Annotated in this window: 39 protein-coding genes and 4 tRNA genes; 12 read left to right on the top strand and 31 right to left on the bottom strand. The window is 43.8% G+C overall.

The window, feature by feature from the left end; translation table 11 throughout:
- Positions 1–63: 63 nt before the first annotated feature.
- From JFQ59_RS09545 to JFQ59_RS09450, 20 genes are all read right to left on the bottom strand, one after another.
- Positions 64–2448: a hypothetical protein gene (locus JFQ59_RS09545; RefSeq protein WP_202320201.1), complete on the bottom strand. Its 2385-nt coding sequence runs from the start codon at positions 2446–2448 to the stop codon at positions 64–66.
- Between the two features lie 4 nt (positions 2449–2452).
- On the bottom strand, positions 2453–2686 hold the full coding sequence (locus tag JFQ59_RS09540; RefSeq protein WP_202320200.1) for a hypothetical protein: 234 nt from the start codon (positions 2684–2686) through the stop codon (positions 2453–2455).
- Positions 2687–2864: 178 nt separating this feature from the next.
- Positions 2865–3104, bottom strand: a complete 240-nt coding sequence (locus tag JFQ59_RS09535; RefSeq protein WP_202320199.1) for a hypothetical protein — start codon at positions 3102–3104, stop codon at positions 2865–2867.
- Positions 3105–3380, bottom strand: a complete 276-nt coding sequence (locus JFQ59_RS09530) for a BrnT family toxin (RefSeq protein ID WP_202320198.1) — start codon at positions 3378–3380, stop codon at positions 3105–3107. It lies immediately after the preceding gene.
- The gene (locus tag JFQ59_RS09525; protein ID WP_202320197.1) at positions 3373–4053 is read right to left on the bottom strand and encodes a type IV secretory system conjugative DNA transfer family protein; all 681 of its coding nucleotides are present in this window, start codon (positions 4051–4053) and stop codon (positions 3373–3375) included. The genes JFQ59_RS09530 and JFQ59_RS09525 overlap by 8 nt, the downstream gene beginning before the upstream one ends.
- 45 nt (positions 4054–4098) lie before the next feature.
- Positions 4099–4701, bottom strand: coding sequence for a hypothetical protein (locus JFQ59_RS09520; RefSeq protein ID WP_202320196.1), 603 nt, complete (start codon positions 4699–4701; stop codon positions 4099–4101).
- A complete protein-coding gene (locus JFQ59_RS09515; protein WP_202320195.1) occupies positions 4694–4861 on the bottom strand; it encodes a hypothetical protein in 168 nt (55 codons plus the stop codon). The genes JFQ59_RS09520 and JFQ59_RS09515 overlap by 8 nt, the downstream gene beginning before the upstream one ends.
- A 4-nt stretch (positions 4862–4865) precedes the next feature.
- The gene (locus JFQ59_RS09510; protein ID WP_202320194.1) at positions 4866–5363 is read right to left on the bottom strand and encodes a hypothetical protein; all 498 of its coding nucleotides are present in this window, start codon (positions 5361–5363) and stop codon (positions 4866–4868) included.
- Between the two features lie 147 nt (positions 5364–5510).
- On the bottom strand, positions 5511–6185 hold the full coding sequence (locus tag JFQ59_RS09505) for an AAA family ATPase (protein WP_202320193.1): 675 nt from the start codon (positions 6183–6185) through the stop codon (positions 5511–5513).
- On the bottom strand, positions 6182–6445 hold the full coding sequence (locus JFQ59_RS09500; protein ID WP_202320192.1) for a hypothetical protein: 264 nt from the start codon (positions 6443–6445) through the stop codon (positions 6182–6184). Before JFQ59_RS09500 ends, JFQ59_RS09505 begins: the two co-directional genes overlap by 4 nt.
- A 519-nt stretch (positions 6446–6964) precedes the next feature.
- Entirely contained in the window at positions 6965–7186 is a 222-nt protein-coding gene (locus JFQ59_RS09495) for a hypothetical protein (RefSeq protein WP_202320191.1), read from the bottom strand.
- Positions 7179–7859, bottom strand: coding sequence for a hypothetical protein (locus JFQ59_RS09490; protein WP_202320190.1), 681 nt, complete (start codon positions 7857–7859; stop codon positions 7179–7181). The genes JFQ59_RS09495 and JFQ59_RS09490 overlap by 8 nt, the downstream gene beginning before the upstream one ends.
- A 300-nt stretch (positions 7860–8159) precedes the next feature.
- Positions 8160–8327: a hypothetical protein gene (locus JFQ59_RS09485; protein ID WP_202320189.1), complete on the bottom strand. Its 168-nt coding sequence runs from the start codon at positions 8325–8327 to the stop codon at positions 8160–8162.
- Positions 8324–8524 carry a hypothetical protein gene (locus JFQ59_RS09480; RefSeq protein ID WP_202320188.1) on the bottom strand — a complete coding sequence of 67 codons (201 nt, stop codon included), beginning with the start codon at positions 8522–8524 and terminating at the stop codon, positions 8324–8326. The genes JFQ59_RS09485 and JFQ59_RS09480 overlap by 4 nt, the downstream gene beginning before the upstream one ends.
- A gap of 61 nt (positions 8525–8585) precedes the next feature.
- Positions 8586–9161: a hypothetical protein gene (locus JFQ59_RS09475; RefSeq protein WP_202320187.1), complete on the bottom strand. Its 576-nt coding sequence runs from the start codon at positions 9159–9161 to the stop codon at positions 8586–8588.
- On the bottom strand, positions 9154–9462 hold the full coding sequence (locus JFQ59_RS09470) for a hypothetical protein (RefSeq protein WP_202320186.1): 309 nt from the start codon (positions 9460–9462) through the stop codon (positions 9154–9156). Before JFQ59_RS09470 ends, JFQ59_RS09475 begins: the two co-directional genes overlap by 8 nt.
- 19 nt (positions 9463–9481) lie before the next feature.
- Positions 9482–9853: a hypothetical protein gene (locus JFQ59_RS09465; RefSeq protein ID WP_202320185.1), complete on the bottom strand. Its 372-nt coding sequence runs from the start codon at positions 9851–9853 to the stop codon at positions 9482–9484.
- A 1-nt stretch (position 9854) separates the two neighbouring features.
- Complete coding sequence (locus JFQ59_RS09460; RefSeq protein WP_202320184.1) at positions 9855–10106, bottom strand: hypothetical protein; 252 nt, start codon at positions 10104–10106, stop codon at positions 9855–9857.
- Positions 10107–10211: 105 nt separating this feature from the next.
- Positions 10212–10454 carry a hypothetical protein gene (locus tag JFQ59_RS09455; RefSeq protein ID WP_202320183.1) on the bottom strand — a complete coding sequence of 81 codons (243 nt, stop codon included), beginning with the start codon at positions 10452–10454 and terminating at the stop codon, positions 10212–10214.
- Complete coding sequence (locus tag JFQ59_RS09450) at positions 10451–10657, bottom strand: ribbon-helix-helix domain-containing protein (protein ID WP_202320182.1); 207 nt, start codon at positions 10655–10657, stop codon at positions 10451–10453. Before JFQ59_RS09450 ends, JFQ59_RS09455 begins: the two co-directional genes overlap by 4 nt.
- A gap of 109 nt (positions 10658–10766) precedes the next feature.
- Here JFQ59_RS09450 and JFQ59_RS09445 point away from each other — a divergent pair, with 109 nt between their 5' ends.
- Genes JFQ59_RS09445 through JFQ59_RS09435 form a run of 3 tightly spaced genes read left to right on the top strand, consistent with a single transcriptional unit; the run spans position 10767 to position 12277 of the window.
- Positions 10767–11024 carry a ribbon-helix-helix domain-containing protein gene (locus JFQ59_RS09445; protein ID WP_202320181.1) on the top strand — a complete coding sequence of 86 codons (258 nt, stop codon included), beginning with the start codon at positions 10767–10769 and terminating at the stop codon, positions 11022–11024.
- Between the two features lie 11 nt (positions 11025–11035).
- Positions 11036–11353, top strand: coding sequence for a hypothetical protein (locus tag JFQ59_RS09440; protein WP_202320180.1), 318 nt, complete (start codon positions 11036–11038; stop codon positions 11351–11353).
- Positions 11354–11365: 12 nt separating this feature from the next.
- Positions 11366–12277 carry a hypothetical protein gene (locus JFQ59_RS09435; protein WP_202320179.1) on the top strand — a complete coding sequence of 304 codons (912 nt, stop codon included), beginning with the start codon at positions 11366–11368 and terminating at the stop codon, positions 12275–12277.
- Between the two features lie 287 nt (positions 12278–12564).
- On the opposite strand, the gene JFQ59_RS09430 is transcribed toward JFQ59_RS09435, so the two are convergent.
- Positions 12565–12637, bottom strand: a tRNA-Val gene (locus JFQ59_RS09430).
- A 78-nt stretch (positions 12638–12715) separates the two neighbouring features.
- Here JFQ59_RS09430 and JFQ59_RS09425 point away from each other — a divergent pair.
- A tRNA-Leu gene (locus tag JFQ59_RS09425) sits at positions 12716–12814 on the top strand.
- Between the two features lie 130 nt (positions 12815–12944).
- On the top strand, positions 12945–13766 hold the full coding sequence (locus JFQ59_RS09420) for a hypothetical protein (protein ID WP_202320178.1): 822 nt from the start codon (positions 12945–12947) through the stop codon (positions 13764–13766).
- Here JFQ59_RS09420 and JFQ59_RS09415 read toward each other — a convergent pair.
- The 9 genes from JFQ59_RS09415 to JFQ59_RS09375 form a co-directional block, all read right to left on the bottom strand.
- A complete protein-coding gene (locus tag JFQ59_RS09415) occupies positions 13678–14439 on the bottom strand; it encodes an ABC transporter ATP-binding protein (RefSeq protein WP_202320177.1) in 762 nt (253 codons plus the stop codon). The genes JFQ59_RS09420 and JFQ59_RS09415 overlap by 89 nt on opposite strands.
- Positions 14420–15358: an ABC transporter ATP-binding protein gene (locus tag JFQ59_RS09410; protein ID WP_230972439.1), complete on the bottom strand. Its 939-nt coding sequence runs from the start codon at positions 15356–15358 to the stop codon at positions 14420–14422. Before JFQ59_RS09410 ends, JFQ59_RS09415 begins: the two co-directional genes overlap by 20 nt.
- Positions 15324–16172, bottom strand: a complete 849-nt coding sequence (locus JFQ59_RS09405) for an ABC transporter permease (protein ID WP_202320176.1) — start codon at positions 16170–16172, stop codon at positions 15324–15326. The genes JFQ59_RS09410 and JFQ59_RS09405 overlap by 35 nt, the downstream gene beginning before the upstream one ends.
- Positions 16162–17094, bottom strand: coding sequence for an ABC transporter permease (locus JFQ59_RS09400; RefSeq protein WP_202320175.1), 933 nt, complete (start codon positions 17092–17094; stop codon positions 16162–16164). The genes JFQ59_RS09405 and JFQ59_RS09400 overlap by 11 nt, the downstream gene beginning before the upstream one ends.
- Positions 17094–18689 carry an ABC transporter substrate-binding protein gene (locus JFQ59_RS09395; RefSeq protein ID WP_202320174.1) on the bottom strand — a complete coding sequence of 532 codons (1596 nt, stop codon included), beginning with the start codon at positions 18687–18689 and terminating at the stop codon, positions 17094–17096. Before JFQ59_RS09395 ends, JFQ59_RS09400 begins: the two co-directional genes overlap by 1 nt.
- 12 nt (positions 18690–18701) lie before the next feature.
- Positions 18702–19436: a class I SAM-dependent methyltransferase gene (locus JFQ59_RS09390; RefSeq protein ID WP_202320173.1), complete on the bottom strand. Its 735-nt coding sequence runs from the start codon at positions 19434–19436 to the stop codon at positions 18702–18704.
- Positions 19437–19697: 261 nt separating this feature from the next.
- Positions 19698–19772, bottom strand: a tRNA-Met gene (locus JFQ59_RS09385).
- Positions 19773–19795: 23 nt separating this feature from the next.
- On the bottom strand, positions 19796–20446 hold the full coding sequence (locus JFQ59_RS09380) for an endonuclease V (protein WP_202320172.1): 651 nt from the start codon (positions 20444–20446) through the stop codon (positions 19796–19798).
- On the bottom strand, positions 20443–21522 hold the full coding sequence (locus tag JFQ59_RS09375) for a histone deacetylase family protein (protein WP_202320171.1): 1080 nt from the start codon (positions 21520–21522) through the stop codon (positions 20443–20445). The genes JFQ59_RS09380 and JFQ59_RS09375 overlap by 4 nt, the downstream gene beginning before the upstream one ends.
- A gap of 72 nt (positions 21523–21594) precedes the next feature.
- Here JFQ59_RS09375 and JFQ59_RS09370 point away from each other — a divergent pair, with 72 nt between their 5' ends.
- From JFQ59_RS09370 to JFQ59_RS09360, 3 genes are all read left to right on the top strand, one after another.
- Positions 21595–22179, top strand: a complete 585-nt coding sequence (locus tag JFQ59_RS09370) for a nitroreductase family protein (RefSeq protein ID WP_202320170.1) — start codon at positions 21595–21597, stop codon at positions 22177–22179.
- The gene (locus JFQ59_RS09365; protein ID WP_202320169.1) at positions 22180–23247 is read left to right on the top strand and encodes an NADH:flavin oxidoreductase; all 1068 of its coding nucleotides are present in this window, start codon (positions 22180–22182) and stop codon (positions 23245–23247) included.
- Between the two features lie 472 nt (positions 23248–23719).
- Positions 23720–24064, top strand: a complete 345-nt coding sequence (locus JFQ59_RS09360) for a response regulator (RefSeq protein WP_202320168.1) — start codon at positions 23720–23722, stop codon at positions 24062–24064.
- 54 nt (positions 24065–24118) lie between these two features.
- Here the strand turns inward: JFQ59_RS09360 and JFQ59_RS09355 are convergent.
- Positions 24119–24201 (bottom strand) — tRNA-Leu (locus JFQ59_RS09355).
- A gap of 82 nt (positions 24202–24283) precedes the next feature.
- Between JFQ59_RS09355 and queC the strand changes: the two genes are divergently transcribed.
- The 4 genes from queC (at position 24284) to JFQ59_RS09335 (ending at position 26586) form a co-directional block, all read left to right on the top strand.
- Positions 24284–25012, top strand: a complete 729-nt coding sequence (gene queC / locus JFQ59_RS09350; RefSeq protein WP_202320167.1) for a 7-cyano-7-deazaguanine synthase QueC — start codon at positions 24284–24286, stop codon at positions 25010–25012.
- Positions 24993–25670 (top strand): 7-carboxy-7-deazaguanine synthase QueE, encoded by a 678-nt coding sequence (locus JFQ59_RS09345; RefSeq protein ID WP_202320166.1) that lies wholly within the window; start codon positions 24993–24995, stop codon positions 25668–25670. The genes queC and JFQ59_RS09345 overlap by 20 nt, the downstream gene beginning before the upstream one ends.
- On the top strand, positions 25667–26014 hold the full coding sequence (gene queD, locus JFQ59_RS09340; protein ID WP_202320165.1) for a 6-carboxytetrahydropterin synthase QueD: 348 nt from the start codon (positions 25667–25669) through the stop codon (positions 26012–26014). The genes JFQ59_RS09345 and queD overlap by 4 nt, the downstream gene beginning before the upstream one ends.
- Before the next feature lie 83 nt (positions 26015–26097).
- Positions 26098–26586, top strand: coding sequence for a winged helix-turn-helix transcriptional regulator (locus JFQ59_RS09335; RefSeq protein ID WP_202320164.1), 489 nt, complete (start codon positions 26098–26100; stop codon positions 26584–26586).
- Positions 26587–26607: the final 21 nt, after the last annotated feature.

Below are 26607 nucleotides of genomic sequence, written 5' to 3'. Positions count from 1 at the left end.
AATCGCTATTCGCAAAGAAACCTCTTTAATAATTCGTGATGAGCTTAAAAAAATGGGGGAAAGTTATTTACTCTTGCTCTTTCTTCTCTTTCTCTTTTTCTGCTTGATATCCTTCAAATAATCCTCAACGGTATAATTTGGATCTGGATAGTCCACCTCGGGGAGATCATAGCGTTCTGGATGCCTGAACCATGCCTCTGGATCTTTTGGTATTTTGGCAACTTTCCTTTCATCCATCTGTTGAGCTCTTTCACTCCTCATTTCATGATACATCTGAACTTGCCTTATTGCATCCTCTATTTCCTGCCTTTCGATCTCAGATGGTTTAACCGTAAAGCCCTCTGAGATTCCCAACTGCTTCATTATGTTCTCTTTGTTCTCTCTGTAAGTTAGAGTCGAATCAACAAGAGCCTCCAGATCAACCAGATCTGGATCTATGCCATGCTTCTTTAAGAATTTCTTCAGGTTGGCAATTTGCAGCCCCTTATTCATTACCCTGCTTGCTTTCTTAACCTTTGTTTTAGCCTTGTTCTTCTTCTTTGCTTTCGTTTTCTTCTCTGCCTTCTCCTCAGCTTTTGGCTTATACTCTTTCAGGAATAGAATCCTGCCCTTAAAGAGCATGTGGGAATCAACCAGCCCCCTTGATGCCATATCCTCCAGCTTGGCAGTAATCACCTTTGGATCATACTTATCTCTCAGCTCGTTCTCAATTAGGCTTATCCTCACCTGCTCCCTCTCTGCAATCTTATCAAGGTTGTAAGCCTTCATTGCTGCCCTGTAAATCTCTTCATCAGAAGGAACGGGGAGGAAGGTATAAGCATCTTCAAAACCTTTAATGTTGCCCATCTCAATCCTGAGAACCTTCAGCTTGTTAAGCCCATTCTCGTGCTCCTTGATAATCTCCCTGATTATCTCCTCCAGCTTTTTCTCATCAGGGAAATAGATCTTGTTTGTTACCCATGACTTCAACCTATCAACAGTTTCAACGCCCTCATTCATGTGCTTCAGAACGATCTCGGTTATCTTCTCCAGCTTTTCCGCTGAAACATCTTCCTCTTTCTCTGCAATTTCAGCAGCCGTTTCTGCTGCCTTATCTTCCAGCTTAAGCTTAACTTCTCTCCTGATCTCTGAGAGATGATCCAGATAGTATATCTTATCGCTCTCCCATTTCTTTTTAACCAGCTTTTCAAGATCTCTGAGATCCTTGTTCAGCTTTCCGATTACCTCTTTTGCCCAATTAAAGTATGTATCTACACGACAAGCAATCCAGTTATCCTTTGATGGTTTCTCATCCTCATCCATCCAGCCCGAAAGCCCTGTAACTTTGTTAAAGTATAACCTTTTTCTAACGATATTTCCCTTGTTTACCCCCACGTAAAAGCCCAAATTATACCAGTTGTTGAAGAAGAACATCTCCCACCTTTTGACCTCTGGAACATCCCATTCGAGCTGGATAATCTCTTCTCCAACATCGAATAGATAATGCTTGAGCTTCAAAAGCCCATTGAGTTTATGAACGGCATAACTCTGCCCCTTGAAAATCTCCTCGATCACGTGAGGTTTTCCATTAAATGTAAAGTGGAAAAACACCCTGATATGTTCAACCCCTGAAGGATACATGAAGCCCTTAATCTCAACCCTATCCACCTTAACCTGCTTGATCTCCTTAACCTTGCTAAACTTTAGCTCTAAATCCTTGATCCCCTTTGCCCTAACTCCTTCATTCTCCAGAACCTTATCAAGGTGTTTCAGAGATCTTGCAAAGTTCTCCATTGCTCTCAGTTTCCGATCTGCTGATTTCTGAGCCTGATGGAATGGGTATTTGCTAAATCCTACCACGATGGGAGAAGGATACTTGATCGTTTCAATTGCCCATATGTAGATGTATTCATACAATGCTCTCTTAACCTTCTCCATTGCATCAACAAGAGCTGCTGACGGTTTAAGCTCCCCCAATGCTATTTTCGTTAAAATATCGCCTAAGGCATAGTTGTAATACTCCCAATACCAATCATTGAGGTTTCTCGGAAAGAACGTTGCATTTTCATAAGAATATTGCAGTTTCTCATCAAAGATCTCTTTTTTATCCCCGATAAACTCAGGAATGTTGATCTCTGTTTCCGTTATCTGTTCTCCCTTCTCAAGTTTCTCCATAAGATCAAAAAACCCTGCTTTTGTGAGAATATCAAGATCCGTTTTATCCATCTTCCTTACAATTTCCTCGATCTGCTTCCTGTATTTGTAAAGTAAGTGGGCGAGTTTTTCTTTATCCTTGTATGTTCTGATTCCATACTTCTTGAACTTGAAGAACCACTTTTTATCGAATCTGCCCAGCCTCCACTTATTCTTCATCAGCACGTTGAAAATCAGCATGAGGTTATTTGCTTCCTGTTCTGGAAGGAGATCGTAAGGTGATATTATCTTTTCAGCCTTAACTTCCGAGGCCATTTTATCAATCCTCCTTCAGAATTATCTCCAAACCCATCTGCCCATGCGGTCTTATCCCGATGATCTTCAAATCCGCCTGCTTTGTTTTCGTTTTCTTCTGATTTCTGATAACCACGCTTAGAATCCTCTTTTCATCGCTGCCCTTAGATGGAACATCGAGGAAAACAGTTTGAACTACCTTTTTCTTGCCCTCATCATCAATTAACTTTTCCTGATAAGCAAGCTTAGGTTTCACCAATCTTATCCCCTCCTTCCCTTATCAATGCGGAAATAATATCATTCATGCTCCATTTCTTCCCCGTAACGCTCTCAACCCTTTCTTTCAACTTTTTCAGCTTGTTAAGGGTTTGTTGACTAACTGAAATACTATACCATCTCATAAACTAAATAAAAAGAGTTAGAACTTTAATAATTCGTTACTTTCTTTTTTTCCTGAAATGGGGTTTAATGTAAACCCTTTTTCCGTTGATCTTGCGGTAATGGCCTCTCACAAATATCTTATCTCCTATATAAACTGAAACGAATTTTGCATCCTTAAATTCAGGAAATTCATCAACCGGTTTAAATTCAGCTTTACCCGACTCTACTAATTTCCTGATTTCAGCATCTATTTTTTCTATTTCTTCTTCAGTATATCGGGGCAATTTCATCATCATTCATTTCCCCCTCGTTCTATATATCCTTTTCTCGGAGTTCGTTGCATCCCTCGCTGTAATAACATAGTATGCGTTCTTCTCCCCTCTAACTTTCTCCAAAACGATAAAAAGAACCCTTCCATGAGAAGAAGCTACCATAACGTATCTCCCTCTATGTTTCCAAATTACAGCCCTCTTATCCCCTACAGCTATTTCTACCTCTTTTTTGCTGACTCCATGCTTGGCTATGTGATTAAGATTCCACTCATCCCAGATCAAACGGTTGATCTTAACCATAATGCCTCGTCCTCCTTATGATTTCTGAAGCCCTGATAATCCTTACCTCATTTGATTCGTGATCGTATTCAAGGCAATCGTGCTTTTGCAACTCTCTGTTAATCTCCTCAAAGTTTGGAATCATCCTTGCTATATACTTCACGTCTTGGGGAATCATGAACTTGAACAGATACGTGAGCTTACATTGACTCCACAACAGCTTAGGGAAATCCTGAATTCTCTGAGTTATGAAAACCAAGTTGATTCTTGAACTCCTCCCTTCCCTTGCTATCAACTCCAGCAGCTCATCGGGAACGTGAGGGTTTGGGTTGTAGTTGTGAGCTTCTTCAACAAAAACCGTAATTGGCTTTTTTGCTGCAAAGACTGTATCCAGAATCGCCCTGTAGTGGTTAATTAGCTCCTTTGTTTTCGTTCTTTCTGTTGGAATGCATAGAACCTGATCGTAATTGATTAGCTTCCAGTAATCGTATTGAGTGTTTGGCTTAATTTTGAGCAGTTTGAGCTTTTTCAAAGCAACCAGCCCGATGTGATTTCTTGTTTTTGTATCCAGAATTATGAACCTTCTTCCAGCTTGATACAGCTTTTCAGCCATCCAGCCAACGAAATAGCTTTTCCCACCGCCCGTTGGAGCAGCTACCATCATGTGAGCATTCTTCATAAACTTGTAATCCATGAGATCACCCCAAGGAATCCCCAAGGATAAATAAATTAGTGAAAATTAAATTCCAGCAAACTCTTCATACTTGATTCGTTTTAGGTATGGTGATTCCCTGATTGCCTGCTCAATTTGCTTTTGCTTCTCCTCTTCAGCCTCCTTTGCAACTTCCTTTATCTGCTCCTTCTGAGCCTGCTTGATCGTTTTGGGTTTATCGTTCTGCACCCTTCTCTTTTCCTTCTCATCCTGTTTTCTGTAATACCTCACTATCCCAATGAGAGAAGGAGCGACCGCCAAAGCCGTTAATGCCCCTCCTGCCAATAATGCCAGCCTTGGATCTACCATTCCATCTGATTCAGGAAAGAAATACCAGAATGCTCTATTGAGGAAAGGTTTTGCAAATTTCTCCCAAAGAGGTTTATTTACCTCAGGAACTTCAAAGCCCCTCTGCCTTAACTGCCTTGCATGTTCATCAGTATATTCAATTCCCATCTCAATGAATTCAGTTAAAGCATGATCTGTATCTGGGATTTCAAACTCCTCTCCACTCTCTCCTTCTCCTTCCGCTCTTTCCTCTGTTCTTTCAGCTTTACTTTCAGCTTTAATTTCCAGATCTGCCGTTATATCTTTGCTGCTTAGCTGTTCAAAGATTTCCTCATCACTCATTCTCTCCCTCCCTTTTGATCAGAAAATAAATTTGATAACCTTCAATCTCCAGCTTGCCCTTAACTCCTTCACCCTTAAGCTTTCTCTGAATATCCTCTCTCTCCAGCAACTTGTTAAGCTGATCAACTATACTGTTGAGAGCTTTCAGAGATCCGAGCACCTAATCACCCCAAAGCTGAATAGGGATCAAAGCCCTGTTCTTCCTGAACATCCACTCCCATATCCTCTATGATCTTCTTGCTTTTCCTTGCTGCAATTCCCCTCAGAATGAAGAACATGAACAGAATTCCCACGCCGATAAGTATTACTCCCGATCCAACCTTACCGCCTATTGATTTAAGCCCTCCTCGGATTGAAAAGCCCTTTTTCTCTTCGTTATCTGCTTTATTCTCAGCCTTCTGCTTTTTCTTCCTGCCTTTCTTCTTAGGCTTATCACTCACAAGCTCATCAATTGCTGAATCATCAAGCTCAAAGAAATCCTCAACATCTTTTGATTCAGCATGTTGATCAACATCCACATCAACATCCACATCAGCAGAATCAACATCCTCAACCCTTGTTGATTTGCAGATTGAGCATTGTGGCCTTTTTGCTGTAGTTTCCCAAACGTGCCCACAGTTCAGGCAAACAACCTTCTTTTTCTCATCAGCATCTTCAGACATGTTGATAAATGTTGATTCAAACCTCTTTAACAATTCGTGGTGAAATCAACATGTTGATCAACATCAGCATCAACACCAATCAATTCAAATCAACTTATCAACTATAAATGCTCGAGTGAGGGTCTAACCGATCAAACTTATAAAAAATTAGATCAACGTTTCAACAACAAGATAATCAATAAGAGGTTTAACCAAGTTAACCCTCTCCCACAGATCCGCCGTTTCCAGCTCTATTATGCGATCAACATATGCTTTTGCAAGCTGCCTTATCGTGAAGGTTTGAACCTCTCTGTAAGGTAGATCTGTTGATCTGAACCCATCATCAACATCGATTTCAGGAGGTAATGGGTGGACGATTACAACAGCATCGTAGATTTTCCCATGCGTTAGCTTCCTAACCCTTAAGAGCTCGTCCAGTTTGCTGAAATATTCGTTTAGAGCTTTAGAATCTTTATTACAGTAAAGCAGGGTAAAGAATTCATTGCCGAAAAGAGTTCTATCGCTGAGAACTATATCGTGCTCATCCATCATAAGCTCTTCTTGCAAATACTGTTCCCACAAACATAGCTTTTGAAATTCTGCAATTCGGGAGCTTGCCCTCAACTCTGTAAGGTTGTTAAATCCATATCTTTTCTGAAACTCTTCGAAAACGCCTCTGACGACTTCCTGAACAACTCCAACATTGTAGCCCTCTCGCTCAAGGATCTCTGCAAGCTTGTTCACAAGCGTGGTTTTGCCCCCTCCTGAAGCCCCATCAAAGCCTATTATTATGTTTTCCCCTTCTCTTTTTACTTCCCAAACTGAAACATCAACCAACATCATATCACATCCCTTAAACTCTTAAAATGGCTGTTTGGTGGGATCGCTCCTTCCTCCTCTTCTCCATCCTCATCTTCTTCCAGATCCTCAATACTGAACCTGCAACTGTTCTTGTTCTCAATCTCATAGTAGGCTGCATACCTGTAGGCCATGCTCTCCAGATCCTTTATCATCCCTCCGATCGCCATCCCGATTTCCAGTATTCCAACGTCATCCTTTGCCTGAACTTCCAGAACCAGCTTGATCCTCTTACCCTTTTTCATCTATTTCCCTCCTGTAGCTCCTTCTTATCTCCGCTCCACCCACAAGCCCTGCAATAATACATCTCTCCAACTCTCCAAACTCCTCTACCGCCTTCATCTTCTCAGCCTCCTTAATTTCCTCAGCATCCGTGACATCAACTCATCAAGCAGAGCTACCATAAACCCAAAGACTGCTCCAACCACCACACTCTGAACTAAACCCTCTATCAAGCCGATCCCTCCTTTTCCTCCTCAACTCCTCTCCAACTTCCCATAACAGCTCAATCAAGCAGATCCCAAACAAACGAGAATAATGCTCACAATAACGGCAATCAAAACCGCTACACATGCTTATCGACCTCCACGTGGAAGCATTCCAAACATAACCAGCCAACAGCTCTAAAAGTAGAGCTCTTGCAATACTGGAACTTCATGTAAATGCGTTTCATCACGCCCCCACATTTTGGGCAATTTTCATGTTTCCCTCTGGTTTTTCCGCCTAAATTCTGCTGGTAAAACAGTATAACGTTACTCACCCTATCACCGCCTTGTTTTCTCCTCCCAAAATGGCTTGACATTATAACCCATTTCTTTAAGCTCTTCCACGAAATTCTGAAGAAGGAACGTTATCAAGTTCTCAATGCTACCCTTTCCAAAGTATTTTGCAGCCTCTTCAGCTTCTTCAAACAGTCTTCTTGGGATAACAACCGTAACCCTGACTGGTGCGTTCTCAAGGTTATCTTTAACGTAGAATTTAGCCATAGCTCTCCCTCCTTGCTTTCCTAATAATAGAACGGATAGCTTTCTTACCCAACTCTAACCCAAAATCGCTAATCCTATCTTGGATCTCTTCAAGAGAATCGCCAGCTTCATAGCGTTCTGCTGCATAGGCTTTTATGCTGCCTTTGCTTTCTCTCTCTTCCTCTCCCCTAATTTCTTCAGTCGGTTCATAGGCTTCCCTGTATATCCCATATTTCTCCCTTAATTCCTTCTCAGGAACGAATTTGCTTAGATAGTTAAGAATCTCATTGGCATTGACTCTGAGGATGAAATCCGTGTTGCCCTTTATTGGCTTTAAGATCTTCACGAAGCCGCCGTTTATCAGAAAACTGTGCAGATACTTCTTTTCCGTTCTCTTATCGATCCCGTAATTGTCGTTAATATAGGTTTTAACGATGGAGTAAAGAACCTCTGCTGGATAGTTTTTGAGTAGCCACACCAGCAGCTTGATGTGCTTCTTGTTTGGTTTCGAAATCATGTGCTCAAATTCTTGTGTGTGTGCACTCCGATGATCTTTAAGGTAATGCTCCATGGCTCTTGATATTTCTTCACCCAGATATTTATGGAGAGTTCCGTATTTTGAGTAAACGTAATCTCTGAAAGCTTGATAGAGTTCTTCATCCACGTAGATGTATATTTTCACTTTTCCAGCCATTAAGAACCCTCCTTTAGGAATTCCAGAAAAATGTCGTTTGGCTGCCAACTTGCACGTTTTGTAAGAAATTCATGTAAGTTGGCTGCTTGGCAGCCAAGCTTGGCTGCTTGGCAGCCGATTTGCAAAAATAAGTATAAGTATAATAAAGAGTTAATGCATCTTGGCTGCCAACTTACATCATTTGAACTTCTGATAAAAATTCTGAGGCCTTTTTCAGCACCTGATAGGGATAAAGTTCTTCGGTAGGAACACACATGTTTTGCGACATGCATGAATTTCATGCACGTTAGAACCATGGCCTCACCAGAGGGTTCTTGTTCTGCTTCTCTTCACCTTGCGGTAAACCTTCTCACAGGATGTTGGGCACTTGTTAGCATCATAGAGTTCTGAGCATCTCTCTTGTGTTATTAGCATCCCCGTAAGCTTGCACTTCAGCCAGACTTCCGTAACTGTTTCGATCCTCTTCATTCTGATCTCTCCAAAAGCTCGATAACTCTATCTCTCATCTCCCTAAGCTTCTTTCCATTCGTTGTTAATTTTGTAACTGTGGCATATAGAATGAGATGCAGATCGTCTTTTTCAGCGTATCTTGCCAAGTGGATGGCAAGATTTCTGAACGATTGCCCGCATGCAGGGCAATAACCGCCTTCAACGTGCACTTTCATGTGCCTCTGCATACCGATTAAAGTTTCAGTTTTGAAATTGCAGAATGGGCAATGTAACATCTTACCCCTCCCTGATTATGTTTCTCAGAAAGCTGATTAGCTGCCCCTCACTCATGTTCTGAGCTTCACCAACTGGAGCTAATGCGCAGGATGTTCTTGTGTGCCCGTTCCCAAGTTTCTCGATTTTCCAGCCGTCCGCTAACGGGAGAACGATGTAACGGTTTTTCGGAAGGTGGAAAAGGTAGTAGAATTGTTTCAGGCCGAGCTTCTTCTTGATATCTTTGAGGGTTATGTATTGGGCAGCATTTAGCGGGATAAAGTGGCTGTAAACTGCATCCCTCCTGAATTTCTGCTCAAAACCAGCTATTAGCTTGCCATCTTTGTGTATCAAAACGTCAAGATCTGTAATGCTCACCTTTATGCTCCCCTGAGCCTTTAGGATCAGATTGCTCGTTTTCAGGTGAGTTTTCAGCTCATCCAGCTTGTTTATCACGTATTGCAGCCCGTTTATAACGTTCTGATTTCCACCGAGAGCCATCAGTTCAAGGATTTTGGCGTTAATGATGTTCTTAGCCAGATCTATAGCCTGCAAAGAATAAGAAATGGAATCCTCCTGAATGAGATCGAGCTTATTCATAGTATCGCCCCTTTCTTGCCCCTATGTTTTCAGCGAGCTTTTCAAACTCCTCTATAACAGCCTTAACGTCCTCGTTCTGGAATTTCTCAGCGGTTTTCATGTTCTTGTTTCGAAGAACCTTGCATTTCGTGAACTTCAGGATGTGCCCCTCTCTTGCAATGCCGTAAACGTGCAATTCCAGCTCCATCCCCATCAGAACGCCATGGAAAAGGTTGGGTTTGGCAAGAACCTGATACCTTAGCCTGCACCCTTCCCTAACCAAGCTTTTGAACTCTTCAATGTCGTGAACTTCCTCAATCATTATATCATCCTCCAAAAAATTAAGAAGGATCTTTTGCAACTTCCTTTACCTTCTCCTGAACAACAAAAACGATGTAGTCAAAGACATCAACAGCATCTTCAAGCTTCTCTGCTGATACATGTATCCAGAACTTAGCACCAAAAGGGGTTGTAGTGAATTCGTGAGCACTTGTAAACTTAACCTCGATATTCCCTTCAAGATAGATGATATATTGCCTTCCGTCATCTCTAAACCCTGTAATCTCTTTGTTTAGCTTCCCAATAGCCCTAAATATGAAGCCGTAGAAATCCATAATTGTTAAAGGACAGTAACGGTTTCCTATAATCTCCTGAAGGTTAAAGAACTCTGCAAAACTCCTACCCTCGGCATAGATCTGATGATATTTCTTCATTTCACTCCCCCAGAACCTTCCTAATCCTCTCGATCTTTGCAGCAACCTCATCTTTCGTTCTGCTCAGCTCCTCGATCTGCCTTTCGTGTTCCCTAATTTCTCCCTCGATTTTCTCCAGCATCTCCCTGCCTTCGTGGATCAGCTCCTCGAAAACGCCAAGCACATCCTCAACCTTATCGAAAAACCCCAACACCTCATCCAGCACGGATTTAACCGATTTACCACCAAACAGCCTTTTCAGCCAGCCAAACACCTTACCACCCCCCAATCAAGCTTATCCCCTTACTCAACTCTGTAAAAAACCACAAAAGCCCGAAAAACAGGATTAGGAAGGCTATGAAGTAGGCAAGAGCAGTTTTCATTCTCTGACCTCCAAGATATCGTCAACAACCTTGTTCAGCTCGATGATTGCCCTTAGAATCCTGTAAAGCTGAGCTTCAGCGGATTTTGGTGCTGCTACTCTGCTTAAACAATCTTCAAGAGCTTTCGTTACTTCCTCACCAAGAACTCCATGCAGCTTTCCGTGTTTCCCCATCACGTAAGCTTTGAACTCCTGCCAAACGACCTCATCGACATAAATGGAGATCTTTGCCCTGCTCATTCGGCATCACTCCCTGAGAAAACCTCTGCATCGGCATCTGCATCTATGAAAGATCCGTTTTCGTTGCGTTTATTCACCTGCATCAAGAACTTCCTCAATGCTTCCCTCACGATCTCTGATTCCGTTTTGTAGTAGCCGTGCTCAATGAGTTCCCTAAGCTTATCCTTGATAGTAGCTCCCACTTCTACAACAATTCTTGCCATATTTGTGCTTGAATTGTAACAAATATTTAAAGTTTACTATTTGTTACAATACTGAGAGAAATTGTTAAATAATTGGTAAAACATTGTAACATAGATGGGGAGAAAAGCTGTGAAGGTCAAAAGTCAAGATGGATTTATTAGGGTTACAATCCCTGATGAACTCGCAAGAAAAATCGATGAGTTCATAAAAGAGAGTGGAGGGTTATACACTTCTCGTGCGGAGGTTGTTAGAGCAGCTTTAAGGCTATTTTTTGAAAAAGTTGAGAAGTCAGAACTAACCCCCGAAGAGGAGGAGTTCATCAGGAAAGCAAAGGAAGGCAAAATCAAGCCCGATTTTGAAATTGAAACCAACGAAATTAAATTTTAGGAGGAATCCAGATGATGGCCTCCGTGGAGGTCGAGGATAAAATATACTGGCTCGAATACTGGGTTAAAGTCAGAAAGAAGAGAAAGATTTTCAAGAACGGAGAAACCAAGTTAATTCTTGAGAAAGAGGAAATTGATGGGATAGAGATTTGCGGTATTCTCAGCAATGAGGAAATGGCGAGGCTTGCAGTCAGGTATGTTGATGAGCTCTACAACAAGTATGATCTGACTCGTAAGGAGGTTCTGAAAAAGCTCATGGATTTCTTTGGAGTGGATGAACAGGATGCGAAAGGATTGCTGGATTATGCGGAGTGGTATTTGTTTAGTTAGTGGGTGATAGACGTGAGTAGTAACTACGATGTTTCAAACATAAGAGAAAGATATAAGGCTTATAAAAAAGCAACTAAATTTCCAAGAGTGGTGACGATTATTGGTCTTGTGGTATTTATGAGTCCTGTAATAATTACAATTGGATCAGTTATGCTAAATATCAGATTACCTAAGGATATCACTAACAATTTTGGCTATCCAATTCTATTAGGATTATTTTTAATGCTCATTGGTATATTATGGATGAATAAAAGAGAAAGATTAGCACCTCCTCCACCACTTAATGAACTATTATTATTACGCATAGTTGATAGCATTAACAACTTAAGGAGGTTTAAGGAAGAGAATATTCAATTTTACAAAAAGGAGGCTTTAGAGGAGGCTTTAGAAAATATAACAAGAATTTATAATGTGCTGAAAAGAACTCTTAAAAAACTACCTCGTGAATCGAGTTTGACATACGAGTCAAGTTTAATACCTGATTGCACGAGAAGTCTGCAATTGTTAGAAGAATTTAAAAATAACATTAAAAATAAATTAATCCCAGCGATAAATAATTTAAACAGCAGTTCTGAAAATAAATTAATAGAACTTACCGATATTTTGACGGAAATGGCTGATTACTTTAACTCACCAACTTCTGAAAAATTAGAGAAGATAAACTTAGATTTCAAGAAACTTGAGGCTACACCTAAAATACATATTGATTTGATTAAAGGTTATTTTCTAAAACATCGAAGTATAATTGATATCTTTATATATTTTGTAATTATACCATTAGTAGTAGGTTCTATCGTTTATATAGTTGGAATATATGCTCTTGGGCTTACTAAAGAACAAGTTTTTAGTATGTCAGTTACTGCTTCGGCTATTGTACTTTCTGCACTATTAGCGTCAACCGTCAATGAGCTTTTGAAAAAATGAAAACCCACTTCAAACCAGTAAAAAGATTTCATCACGAAACATTATTAACCTTCGCCGCCCTTATGTTCCACATGGAACAATCTGGAACATATTCTGAATCAACATTAAGGAAACATCAATCAGCGAAAAACAGCCAGAGAAGAGTTGATTTACATATCAGAATTTCACAAGAGAATTATATATTTTTAAAAGAGAATTTTAGAAATCGATTTTCAGAGACTATCGATAAACTATTGGACTCTTTTAGGACTGGAGAACCCTTTGAAATCTTAGTATTCAAAAATAAATGGGCTCGGCCGGATTCGAACCGGCGATCTCCGCCTTGTAAGGGCGACGTCATAACCGCTAGACCACGAGCCCCTGAATGGCATTAAACGATTTGGTTATTAAGCTTAACGCTACCAAAAGATTAAAACACTGCGAACAAAATTTCTCTAAGCGGGGGTTGCCGAGCCAGGAAAAGGCGCAGGGCTTAAGAGCTTTGGCTAAGAGACCCTGTCCCGAAGGGGTCCGCGGGTTCGAATCCCGCCCCCCGCATGTTCAATCTGGCTTGGAGCACTGCAGATACCGGTAAATTATGTCCAGAGTGCACGGATTGGGATGGGTTGAGCCGTCATGCAACTGTGAATTTGGCAATTCTTAAAAAATCCTTGACCGAAGCGGAAGTGTGGAGCCAGAAGAAGCCCTAATCCGGACGCTGGACTTACTTTCAATGATACTTCCGGTAATGTTTGCGAGCCTGATTGCAACGAATTTTCTATTCTCCAGGTTCAGAAAGACTATTGGGGGTGGATTTGCCGTCACATCATTTCTAATTCATCCGGTGGTTGGCGTCTCCGCTCTTTCGGCGATGTATAAATCTGGAGATTTAGGCCTGAAAGGTGTTGCTCGATATGTAGCAATTTCAACACTTCCTCGCGGCTTAAGAGCTGCAATCTTATTCCTCGCTCCGATTGCCGTTTCTACGCTTGGAATCAGAATAGGGCTTTATTTCGTATCCCTCGATATAGTCTCGAGGCTTATTTTCTCTGCAATGCTTGTTCTACCGGGAATTAAAGGGGTGAGTTCGGAAGCCGATGTTAAAGCAGAGACTAACGACTACGAGTTTGATTTCATTGACATTTTCAGGGTTTTCGCAAGAACCACCGCAATTCTGGCAGCATCCGTTTACCTGACCTTCCTTATCTTCCAGTTCGATGCCGGGAAAAATGCCGATCTGATAATTCTATTTTCGGGGGCAATGAGCACGACGGCAGGAATAAGCGCTGCGGGAACCCTAATAAATGCTGGAGTTCTGGAATGGAAAAGGGCTTTGATGGACGTTTACGTCTCCAGAATTCTGCATGTGTTCGTAGAGGCCACAAGGCTATCGTTACCTCTTTTCACATCGTTTTTCGGGTTTAGAGATGGGTTGAAGTTGCTGATTGTTCACATAGTATCGAACTCCCTGGTGATAGCTCTTGCAGCTCTTCTCCTTTCAGTTCTCTGATTATCCTTCCATTCTGCATGATGTACATTTTATCCGCAATAACTTTGGCAAGGTCGATGTCGTGTGTTATGAAAAGATATGAGACTCCAAACTCCCTCTGCATTTCAGTTAGCATCCTCACAACCGCAGCCTGAATTGAAACGTCGAGCATGGATGTTGGTTCATCGCAGACGACGAACTCGGGTCTCATGATCATGGCCCTAGCGATGGCAACCCTCTGCAACTCCCCTCCGCTCAACTCTGCAGGTCTTCTGCTGATCTGTTCATCCTTTAATCCGACTCTTTCACAGATTTCCATCACGGCGTTCATCTCTTCTTCCCTGTTTTCAGTAAGTCCATGAATCCTCAGCGGTTCGGCTATGCTGTCGTATATCTTCCATCTCGGATCCAGCGCTTCTGCGGGATTTTGCGGGATGAGTTGAAGCTTTCTCCGCATTTCCTGCGGAAGTTTACTCTGTGAGGTAATCTCAACATCTCTGAAAAACACCCTGCCTCTGTCGGGTTTGATGAGTCCGAGAAGGATCCTCCCGAGTGTTGTTTTACCGCAACCACTCTCACCGAAAAGCACAACTGTTGTAGCTTCGTTTATGCTGAGAGAACAGCCTCTCAGGACTTCAATTTTCCTCCTGCCCGAGTTGAATGATTTAAAGATTTCAGAACATCTTATCAGCATATATCCAGCACCTCACGTAAGTGTTTCCAACTTTAACCATTGGAGGATCGATTTTGCATTTTTGCATGGAAAGACCACACCTCTCCCTGAATCTGCAACCTTGCGGTGCGTTTATCAGGCTCGGCTGGAAACCGTCTATTGGCTTCAGTCCTCTTTGTGGTAGACTTTCGAGAAGACCCTTGGAATAGGGGTGAAGCGGATCAGCAAAAAATTTTCTGGCCCTGGAGATCTCGACAATCTCTCCGCAGTACATCACCGCCACTCTTTCGGCAATTTTTTCGGCGAAGAGCAGATCATGGGTTATTGTAATTAACGTTTTGCTGCTCAACCTCCGGAAAGCCTCGACCACCTGATCTCTTCTGTTCGCATCCAGCCCTTTTGTGGGTTCGTCGGCGATGATCAGATCTGGATCTCTCAGCAGACCCATTGCGAGCAGTATTCTCTGTTTCATCCCACCGCTGAACGCATGCGGATAGTCGTCCATCCTCCACCCTATCCCCAGAAACTCGAATAACTTTGAGACTCTGTGCAGTGCTTTTGATTTCTTCTCACCTCTGTCGATCAGAGCTTCTGCACATTGAAATCCGACCCTCAGCAGCGGGTTCAGCGATGACTGGCTCTGGGGAATGTATGCTATCTCATCCCTTCTCACACGGCGCATTTCATCCTCGTTAAGATCCATAAGATTTCTGCCTTTGAAGAAAACCTTTCCGCTTAGAATTGCGTTTCTTGGAAGGAGCCTTATAATCGCACTGGCCAGCACGGTCTTTCCGCTTCCACTCTCGCCCACGAAGGTGAAGCTTTCCCCCTCCTTAACCTCAAAACTTGCGTTGTCCACCGCTCTCACGATTCCCATCCCGGTCTTGAAGTACACTTTCAGCCCCTCAGCCCTGAGCATATCCATCACAGCCGAGAACATCCCTCAGCCCCTCTCCCAGAAGGTTGAAACCTAGAACTGAAAGAGCTATGAACAATCCGGGGAAAAAGGTCAGCCACCAGGCTGTCGTTATATAGTTCTTGCCAGAGCTGAGCATCTGCCCCCAATCCGGTGTTGGTGGCTGGATACCGAGTCCAAGAAAACCAAGGCCGGCTATGGTTGTTATCACCCCGCCGATATTGAGAGTAGCAAGTACGAGTATGGGGGGGAGAGCGTTCGGGATGATGTGCCTGATAAGAATATATCCTTCGCCAGCCCCCATTGCTTTGGTGCAGATCACGAACTCTCTCTCCTTCAGTGAAAGGACCATTCCTCTCATCAGTCTTGCGTAGCTGACCCAGTTTGTGAACGAGACAGCGAAAACTACAATCCATGTCGATGCTCCGTAGACAACGCAGAAAACTCCGACCATTGCGATGTTGAGCACGATTTCAGGAATCGACATGAAAACATCGATAATCCTGCTCGCAACATCATCTACCGTTTTTCCAAAATAGCCAGCAGCAGCACCGATCATGCAGCCTGCAGACATAGAGATGGCAGAAATCGTAACTGCAACCAGTAGTGTGACTCTACCACCATACAGAACTCGAGAAAACATATCCCTACCGAGCTGATCTGTTCCGAAAGGATGCTGGATGGACGGTGGTGAGAGCCTTTCATTCATGTTTACTCTGTATGCATCTCCGCTGAGAGGGGCGACGATGCTGAGGAGAGCGATGATGAGGACTATAGTAAGTCCGACCAGCAGTGTGAGATTAAATTTTGGTTCGAATCGGGCAAACTCAGTCGCCATATCTGATCCTGGGATCCATTAGGGGATAGAGGAGATCAACAATCAGATTCACCGTCACCATAACCACACCCGAGATGAAAACGAGGGCCTGCACAACCGGAAAGTCTCTCTCGAATGCAGACTTAACGAGGAGCGATCCAAGACCGTTCAGCGAAAACACAACCTCAACCATGACAGCTCCAACGATGAGGTGGCTGATCGACATTGAGATGTATGTTATGATCGGTATCATCGCATTTCGCATTGCATGCCTGACAATCACAATCTTCTCAGCCAGCCCTTTCGTTCTCGCTGTAAACACATATTCCTTCGAGAGCTCTTCCAGAACTGCGGCTCTGATGAATCTTGTCTTTATGGCCATGAAGGAGAAGCTCCAGGTTGCTACCGGTAGTATGAGATGTTTTACACTGCCATAACCAAAAGCCGGCAGAATATGCAGATTGACGGAAAAGACCCAGATCAGGATTAGACCGAGCCAGAAGCTTGGAATGCTTATTCCGAGCAGCGTGAAAATCCTGCTGAACTGATCTACAGCTTTATCCTTGTACATTGCCGCCAGCACTCCGAGGATGAAGGCGAAGATGAGTGAGATTACGAAGGTCGCTGCAAAAAGCTCGAGAGATACTGGCAGTCTTTCCAGTATAAGCTCAGCAACCGACTTGTTTTCCACCCAAGAATTTCCAAAGTCTCCTCTCAAAGCTCTCGATAACCAGTCAAGATACTGCACTATCAGCGGTCTGTCAAGACCCAGTACTTTTCTGAAATTTGCAATGTCCTGTAAGCTCGGTTCGTAGCCGTATCTTATGCTGAGGATGAACTCAGCAGGATCGCCCGGGAAAATGTAGAGTAGGGAAAAGGAAATAAATGAGATTCCCAGGATTGTCAGTGCTGCCTGGATCAGTCTTCTTACCAGATATCGCATTAGGCCCTTACACCCACCCCGTAAAAGAGCGGCTCACCCACCTCGTAACCGTTTGGCCATCTGAATACCTCTCCCTCCTTAAGTTCAGTCTTCGGTGATGCAACGATCGTCATTATGTCAAAGTAGAGCGGAACAACACCTCTCTCCTCGTATATGACCTTGTAAAACTCTGTTAGCAGACGTTTCCTTCTTTCCTCATCGAATTCTCCCAGTATTCTCTTGCACAGATCCCCGCTTCTTTCACTCACGTATGCTTTCCACTTCTGATCTGGGTGGAATCTCCAGTAAAGCCTCATGTAGAATCTTCTGTCAGTTCCGCCGATGTAGTAGAGTCTCATGTCGTATTCTCCGCTATCTCTCCTTTCCTTGTAGGCACCGCCCTCAAGCACATCGAGGGCAACATCGAATCCAACCTTTTTCAACCTCCTCTGTATCAGTTGGCTGACGAGAATCTGATCTCCCTGCGACTTGTCGACGATCAGCCTTACCTCTCTGCTTAAGCCTGCCTCCTCAACCAACCTTTTCGCCTCATCAACGTTACATTCGTACACAACACCCTGTTTCTTTGCCTCCTTTACGCCCGGAGCACTTTCGGGAAACAGCGTGTATGCTGGAAGCACCTCGTCGTTGAAAATCTTGGTAACCTCGCTCCTGTCTATCGCAAGATCTACGGCCTTCCTCAGCTTGACATCGCTGAAAGGTTCCTTGTTGTAGTTAAAGGCGATTATCCACGTTAGTGGCTCATTTCTTTTGAAAACCTTGTATCCATCTTGCCTCAGAATTGCGAGCTGGTTCCGTGGAGTGTAGTCACTTCCTCCGTGTACGAAGTCGGAGATGCAGTCAACCTCACCGCTTCTCAGGGCCATTACTCTGGTGTCCTCATCCTTCACAAACTTGACGACGAGCTTCTTGAATTTCGGTTCCAGATCGTATCTTCCGTACCAGTAGGGATTTGGCTCATAAATCGCATATTCACCCTCTCTGTAATCCACGGCCTTCAGTGGACCTGTACCTATCGGAAACACCCACTTGCCGTTAGCGTCACCCTCAGGTTTCACTGACTTTGGTGACATGATGGCCATGTGGAACTCAGCCATTTTGGCAAGGTTGAAAAACCCGGCATTCTGATAACGAATTGTGACGGTGTAGTCGTCAACGACGTCTGCTGCCTCAAACGTCTCTTTTCCAAGAGGATGATTGCTGGCAAGCCACAGCACTGTGAATTTGACTGCATCACTTCTCAGCTCACTCCCGTCAGAGAACTTAATTCCCTTATTCAGCACGAAGGTTATTTCCTTGCCTTCTTTCTCTATTTCCCAGCTCTTTGCAAGCATGGGCAGACATTTGTCGTCTTTCAGATCATACTCCACAAGATGCTCCAGTGTGTTAACCTTCGGGAAGAAGCCGATGCCCCACTTTCCTCCCTTCAGGTTGTGATCCTTCCCGTATCCCATCACTACCGTTTCCTTGTAAAACGTCTTCTCAATTTCCCCCTTTCCGGTCTTCTTCTGAGAACATCCAAGCAGGCTGAGGCCGAGTAGCGTTGCGGCTGCAGCCCCGGAATACCGGATAAAATCCCTCCTCGATAACTCCATCTCACCACCTCCCTAAGACTCCTTAACACCGATAACGGCGAAATATTCCCTACCATTCCAGGCAAGGCGGTAAAAAAACGGCAGATTTTCGAGCATTCTTTCCCTTATCCAGCTCAGGTCCCTGACTTCAACATTTTTCAGTCCGGTTCCTTTAAAAATGTCTGAAATAACATCGCCACTCGCTCCGCCGTAGAATGGAAGCGCTTTGTTTATCTCACGACTGTAGTGACTTTTTTTCCACCTTCGCTCATAGGCTGCAATTGCAATCCTGCCTATGGCACTCCTGAGTTTCGCTGCCATTGAACACGTCGTCCATTTTCCGTCTATCGCAACAACCATTCCGCCCGGTTTCACAACTCTTGCCCACTCCTTCACAGCTTTATCGGGATTTGGAAGCGTCCAGAGAAGATGTCTGCACACAACCGCATCGAAGCTTTCATCATCGAAGGGAAGATTTTCAGCATCCCCGACGATGAAGGTTACATTCAGCCCCGCCTTTGTAGCTTTGGTCTTTGCAATGCTGAGCATACCTTCGGATAGATCTATTCCCGTTACATCATGCCCCAGTTCTGCGAGTCTTAGGGCGACAAAGCCCGTTCCCGTTCCGACGTCCAGAATTCTCATCTTTCTATGGAAAATTTTACCCAGAATGTCTCTCCACACCTCAGGGAGAGATGTGTGTCCTGGTGAGGAGTCGTACTCGTGGCATCTCGAGTCCCAGTATTCCCGTATCCTGTCCTTCACCATCGTACCACCTTGTTATTTAGCTTAATTTTGGTGTCAATTTGTAATATGAAAATTTAGAAAAGTGTTAACTATATAAGTGTTTTGAAAGTCTTCTGGTTTGATGTTTTTACCAAAAAATAGTGAATAACTGAAATCGCTTCCACACACCATTCAGTTCCTGATTTTCAGGCTCTCCATCTTGGATCCTGGAGTTAAAGAGGTTGCATGGCATCCAGTTTGCGAAAAAACTGTAAAAAGCGGGGGAGGTGGGAGCTTGGCAAATAGCGGGGCGTGGATTTGAACCACGGATCTGCGGGTTATGAGCCCGCCGGGATTACCTGACTACCCCACCCCGCTCTAGTAGATTTTTCGGGTTACTGTTATTTAAGCTTTGAGGTTAAGCTTCTTTTGAACTCTCTTGCAAGTCTGTCCGCCATCCTGACAGGTTCGGGTAGTTTGTATCCTCTGAGACACATTTTAACGATTTTTAGAGAAGTCTTAGGCGAGATGAAGCTTCCCGGTGAGATGTATATCGGATTGCATCTCTTGCAGCTCTTTAAACTGTATCCGATTAGTCTGTCTCCATCCATCAGTTTCCACAGAGAGTCATCGATCTTTACTGCATTTCCAAACAGCTTTTTCTTTGTTATACCAATTGAGGGCTTTTTTAAGTAAACTGCAAGGTATGTCGCAAGTCCGCATCTTCTGGGATGGGCAATACCGCTGCCGTCCACCAGGATTACCGAATTACCGTCGGCAATCTTTTTCACAGCATTTATTGCTGGTTTTCCCTCCCTGAACATCAGAAAGGTTGGTATGTAAGGAAATCTCACTTTTTCTACCTCTACGACCTCGTCAACCTTTTCTAAATCGGGAAATGTGTACTTCACAGCGCAGGAGATTACCTCGTCATTTAAAAAAGCCTGATCAACGCCAATAACGTACTCCACCTCTTCTATGGGGTACATGTCTGACAGTTCGACCCTTTTTGCGATATCCTCCTGGATTTTTCTGAGTTTTTCGAGGTTCATCCAAAACAGTCCCAGTATTTTGAGTGAACTTTTTTCACATCCTCTATATTTGCCTTCAGCTTGGCCAAAGCCGAATCCCTTTTTCTCCACATAAGCTCTGCAAGGTAGTTTTCGGGCTCCCGGATGGATGAAATATCCATCCCTGCCATGGCGGCGATAATTCCAAGATTCGTGTATGGCAATGCACCCTCAACACTGTACCCTCCCTCAAGAACGGCTACAAGTCTGCCCTCACAGAGTCTTTCCGACATTTCAACCGCCCTTCTCATAATCTCAGCGTACCCTCTGGATGTCAAGGCTAGACTTGTTATCGGGTCTGTAAAGTGATTGTCCTGGCCAGCGGAGATCGCTATAAATTCGGGTTTGAATTCGTTTATTACAGGCTCGATAATTTCATCTATGACCATCATGTAGCCTTCGTCTCCCGTTCCGGGAGGGAGTGGTATATTCACCGTGTAACCCTCTCCTTTTCCGGTCCCACATTCCTCGGGATAGCCCGTTCCGGGGTAGAGCGGCATCTGATGTGTTGAGATGAAGAGAACCCTGTCATCATCGTAAAATATTTCCTGCGTGCCATCTCCGTGGTGAGCATCCCAGTCAAGAATTGCCACTCTGTCAAACCCGTTTTTAAGAATCCACTTTACCATTATGGCCATATTGTTGAAATAGCAAAAACCAGCACCGATATACGGCTTTGCATGGTGTCCCGGTGGTCGAATCATTGCAAATGCATTTTTGCACTCTCCATCAACAACAGCCTCTGCAGCCCTTATCGCACCACCAACGGCAAGAAGAGCCCTTTCAAAAACGCCTACAGGTATGTTGGTATCGAAGTCAATCATACCCCCCGTTTTGCTCTCCCTCTCCAGAAACTCTACGTATTCCCTGGTGTGTACCTCCAGAACGTCTTTCCTGCTAGCCCTAAACGGCTCCAGGATGACTATATTTTCTGAATCAAAAATTCCTTCCTCTCTTAGCTGGTCCATCGTGTACGCCAGTCTTTCTCTTCGCTCGGGATGTGTTGGACTCTGTTCATGTTTCAAATATTCCTCGTGAAATACAATGCCTGTAACCATCTAAAACAAATTACCGTGAGAATATAAAGGTCTTTTCAAAACGTTTTTATCTGTATTAAATTGTTAATTCTTATGGAGTTTTTTGAATGTGTGGAGAGAGCAATAAAGACAAGAAGGAGCCACAGGATGTATCAGGATAGAGCGGTGGAAAGAGAGAAACTGGAAAAAATTATTGAACTTGCCATGTGGGCACCATCGGCGATGAACAGGCAGCAATGGTTTTTTGTGGTGGTTTCCGGTGAGAGGCTTAAAAATCTGATAAGCATAGTTCAGAAAGGTTACGACCACATTCTCCCAAGGCTGCAGAGGTTCTTTGCAGACAGGCCGAAAGTTATAGAGCAGACCAAAAGATTTTTCAGGAATCTTGGTAATGCACCGGCAGCGGTTTTTGCCTACTACACTCCTACTGGCGATGATTACAGCGATGTGCAGAGTGTTGCGGCTGCAATTCAAAACATGCTCCTTGCCGCCCACTCTCTTGGACTTGGCACTTGCTGGATGACGGGGCCCGTACATGTGGAGGATGAGATAAATAAGGCTCTGGGAATAGAGGGTAAAAAGCTTGTTGCAGTGGTAACTGTTGGATATCCTGCCAAAGAGCCACCCGTACCGCCAAGAAGGGATGTCGATAAAAAAGTGGTGTGGATGGTGAATTAGATGCTCCTTTTCACACCGGTTGAAACGGAAAACCTGAGGATGAAAAACAGACTAGTGAGGTCGGCCACGGCAGAGTCAATGGCGACAAAAGAGGGTTTTGTTACAGATGAGATGGTCGAACTCTACAAAAAGCTTGCAGAAGGTGGGGCGGGAACTGTAATCACCGGGTACATGTTTGTCAGTGAAGAGGGCAGAGCATCCTACAAGATGACGGGAATAAGCGAGGACAGGCATGTTGATGGTTTAAAAAAACTCGTCTCGACGGTGAAAAAAGCTGATAGGAGTGTGGTTTTCGTTGCTCAGCTTGCCCACGCCGGAAGACAGACCTTCATAAGTCCCGTAGCCCCATCCGCAGTAAAGGATCCATTCACGGGAATTGAGCCAAGGGAGATGACTGGGGAGGATATAGAGAGGGTAATTGATGATTTCGTGAATGCTGCCCTGAGAGCTGAAAAGGCAGGATTTGACGCCGTTCAGCTACACGCTGCACATGGATATTTGCTCAGTGAGTTTATCTCTCCACATACGAACCGCAGAAAGGATGAGTACGGTAGGGAAAGGGCAAAGATCCTTCTGGACATCTTTGAAGGGATCAGGGGGAAGAGCAGGATTCCGGTGATGATCAAGATGAACGCCTGTGATTTCGTGCCGGGAGGTCTTGAGGTGGGTGAGGCAGTGAGAATAGCGAAACTGCTTGATGATATCGGCTTTGAAGCCATCGAGGTCAGTGGAGGTATGTACGAGTCCATTTACCATCAGCGCTATAATGTTGTGAGTCAGAAGGTAGGTAAAAGCGGGGAGGCTTATTTCAGAGATTACGCTTTCAGGATAAAGGAAGCTGTGAATATTCCGGTGATGGTGGTTGGTGGTGTGAGGAGTCTTGATGTTGCGGAATCTCTGCTTGAGAAGGTTGAGTTCGTCTCAATGTCAAGACCCCTGATCAGAGACCCGTTTTTGCCAAGGAAAATGATGGCAGGGGAAGCGGACAGGAGTGACTGCAAATCCTGCAATCTCTGCCTCACCGCAATTTTTGAGGGAAAACCTCTGGGATGTTATTCCAAAAACTAGCCAGAAATTAGCCGGAGGGAAAATCCAGAACCACTGGCAGAACTTCTGTGATCGTTCCTTCCTCTTTTTCAGACCTTTAATTCTCTCTTTGACTATGAGATGCTATCCGGGTCTAAATCGTATTCTGGAGAGCTTTGATACCTCCTCGCAGTCTGCGAGAATTGGGTTAAATTGACTCGAAAACTTCTGTACAGCTCTTCATATGCTTATTGTCTCCTCTGCAGGATCCTGGATGAAGTTTCTACTCCTCGCATCGAGCATAATAATCAGGATGCAGGATGCTTGAAATTGATACATATCTGCTGACTGTTGCGGATGGAAAGACAGAATAGCACCTGTCTAATGGACTCCTGAGACTGTTCCTCAAGACCCCACAGAACCGATTTCGAAAAAAGGCTGATAAGCCTAGTTGTATTTTGTGTCCCACGGACACCGAAAGATTTTTAGCTGCCTACCAGCAAAAGTAAGACGAATGCGTGCCTTGGTGGTAGATGACAATGAGGATGTTTACGAGATTTTTAAGATTATTCTGCAGGAATTTGAGGTATACCACGCTAGAAATGGTAAAGAAGCTGTGGAGATGTACAGAAAGCTTAAACCGGACATTGTTCTGATGGATATATTTATGCCAGTTATGGATGGAATATATGCAAGCAAAGAGATTCTTTCCATGGATCCTAGGGCAAAAATTATAGCCGTTACAGCCTTTGCGAAAAGGGAGGACGTTCTGAAAAGCGTCGGTGTTAAGGAAGTCATTGAAAAGCCCTTTACAAAACGGGAGCTTATACAGATAATTGACACCGTGGTCAGAGGTTGAGTTTAGAACCATTTTGTTTCTGGCGGCTTATATTCAGATCCAGTAGTCCTGAAGTGCGGGGGGAGGGATTCGAACCCTCGAACCCCTACGGGACAGGACCCTCAATCCTGCGCCTTTGTCCGCTCGGCAACCCCCGCTTAGAGTAACACTCCAGCTGTGGATTTATGAATATTGTGGTAAGCCCGATGCATTCTTATGCAAATCTTACAGAGTTTTTTCATGAAAGCTGTAATGCTGCTGAGCGGTGGTGTCGATTCGTCAACCCTGCTCTACTACCTCCTGGATAAAGGATATGAGGTTCACGCCATCAGCTTTTACTATGGGCAAAAGCATTCGAAGGAGATGGTGAGTGCAGAGAGGGTTGCAGAGGAGGCGGGGAAGAGAGGCAAGGTACATTACCTGCAGGTTGACATATCAACGATTCATGATCTGATATCTCATGGGGCGTTGACAGGGGAGGATGAGGTACCAAAGGCATTTTACACAGAGGAAAGCCAGAAAAGAACAATAGTACCGAACAGAAACATGATACTGCTGTCAATTGCTGCAGGATACGCTGTTAAAATTGGAGCTGGGGAGGTATACTACGCTGCACACCTGAGTGATTACAGCATTTACCCTGACTGCAGGAAGGAATTTGTAAAGGCTCTAGACACGGCTGTGTATCTCGGCAATCTGTGGACTCCTGTAGAGGTAAAGGCTCCGTTTGTCGAGATGACCAAGGCCGATATAGTAAAACTGGGACTGCAGCTCGGAGTTCCATACGAACTTACCTGGAGCTGCTATGAGGGAAATGACAGGCCATGCCTGAGCTGTGGCACATGTCTGGAAAGGACGGAGGCATTTATTATCAATAAAACCAGGGATCCGCTTCTGAGTGATGAAGAGTGGGAAATTGCAGTAAAAACCTATGAAGAGATGAAGGAGGATGAGAGCAAATCTGATTGAGATTTTCAGGTCAGTTCAGGGAGAAGGCTTCTACGTTGGAGTTAAGCAGCTCTTCATTCGATTTTCTGGCTGTAATTTGAACTGCTACTACTGTGATACTCCTAAAACCTCGGAGAAGTGCCATGATCGTATCAGAGGCAGACAGATTCTTAATCCCGTCTCTGCAACGTACGTACAGAACTTAATCGACACTTCGAGGGTCCACTCTGTCTGCCTCACAGGAGGAGAACCGATGCTGCATGCAGAGTTTATTTCCAACCTCAACAGGACAAAACCGTTTTACCTCGAATCGAACATGACTCTGCCGGAAAAGGCCAGAAAGCTTAGATTTGTGGATTATGTAGCCGGTGACCTGAAGGTCAGGGAGTCGAGGGTGGAAGGATATGACGAGGTGCTGGAAAAAACCGTAGAGTGCTTTAAAATTCTGAAAAACACAAGAAATAGAAAAACCTTCTGCAAGATAGTTCTTCCGGATGATTTTGATGAGGAAGAGATAATAAACTCAGCGTTGGAAATCAAGAACTATGTATTTGGCTTCGTTCTCCAGCCTGTTTTTGGTAGCGGGGTGGAAAAAATACTTAAGCTGCAGGATAAGATGATGGAATTCGCCGATACGAGGGTTATCCCTCAGGTTCATAAATATTTGGGGGTGAGATGATGGCGGAGATGATAATTGGCGTCCTGACATCATTCAGTGCGGCCCACAGCATTCCGGGCCATCAAAGGTGCGGGCGAATCCACGGACATAATTTCAGGGTAGAAGTGGAGATAGCCGGAGAGATCAAAGGAAACGGAATGGTTATGGACTTTTTTGATCTTAAAAAGGAAGTTAATGCCGTAATTTCGGAATTCGACCATAGGTTTATCAATGAGATAATAGAAATTCCAACTTCCGAGAATATCTGTATCTATATTTTCGAGAAACTTCGGGAAAAGGGCTTGAAAGTTATTAGAGTTAGAGTTTCGGAAAATGAGGACAAATGGGCAGAAATCAGAGCGTAGAATATTATTATTCACCACTTTCCCTATAAATTGCCATTGAATGGCAAACATAAAATTTTTATATTTTTAGTATACTTCATATTATGCGAAAAGGACAGCTTGATGATATAGATAAGGCCATAATTGAAAACATTCTGAGGGGCAAGACTCAGAGTGAAATTGCTGACATGCTCGGGATAACCTTAAGAACCGTTCAGAACAGAGTCAGAACGCTTGAAGAGAGCGAATACCTGATAAAAATAAAGGAGGGCTACTGGAAGGCCAATTATCAGAAACTTGGATTGAGCACCCTTACTGTCACCTTCATCGATCTGGATATAGAATCAAAACCCAGAATTGATGAGGTAATAGAGCATTTCAAAAAACTCGATTTTGTCGAGAACATCCTGGAGCTGGTTGGTTCCGCATATGATCTCTGTCTCATCGTGCGGTATAAAGATATTTCAGAATTTAACGAGCAGAGAAGAAAGTTTATGGAGTGGTTTGTGAAGAATGGAATCAGAATAAATCACCTCACGACGTACATATCCTCGAAATCCCATAAGGATCACAGGCGGACAATACTGGATTGATTTATTATTTTAGATTCTTAT

This window comes from Archaeoglobus neptunius, assembly GCF_016757965.1.
GTDB classification, from domain to species: Archaea; Halobacteriota; Archaeoglobi; order Archaeoglobales; family Archaeoglobaceae; genus Archaeoglobus; species Archaeoglobus neptunius.
This window is presented reverse-complemented; position numbering and strand designations above follow the sequence as displayed.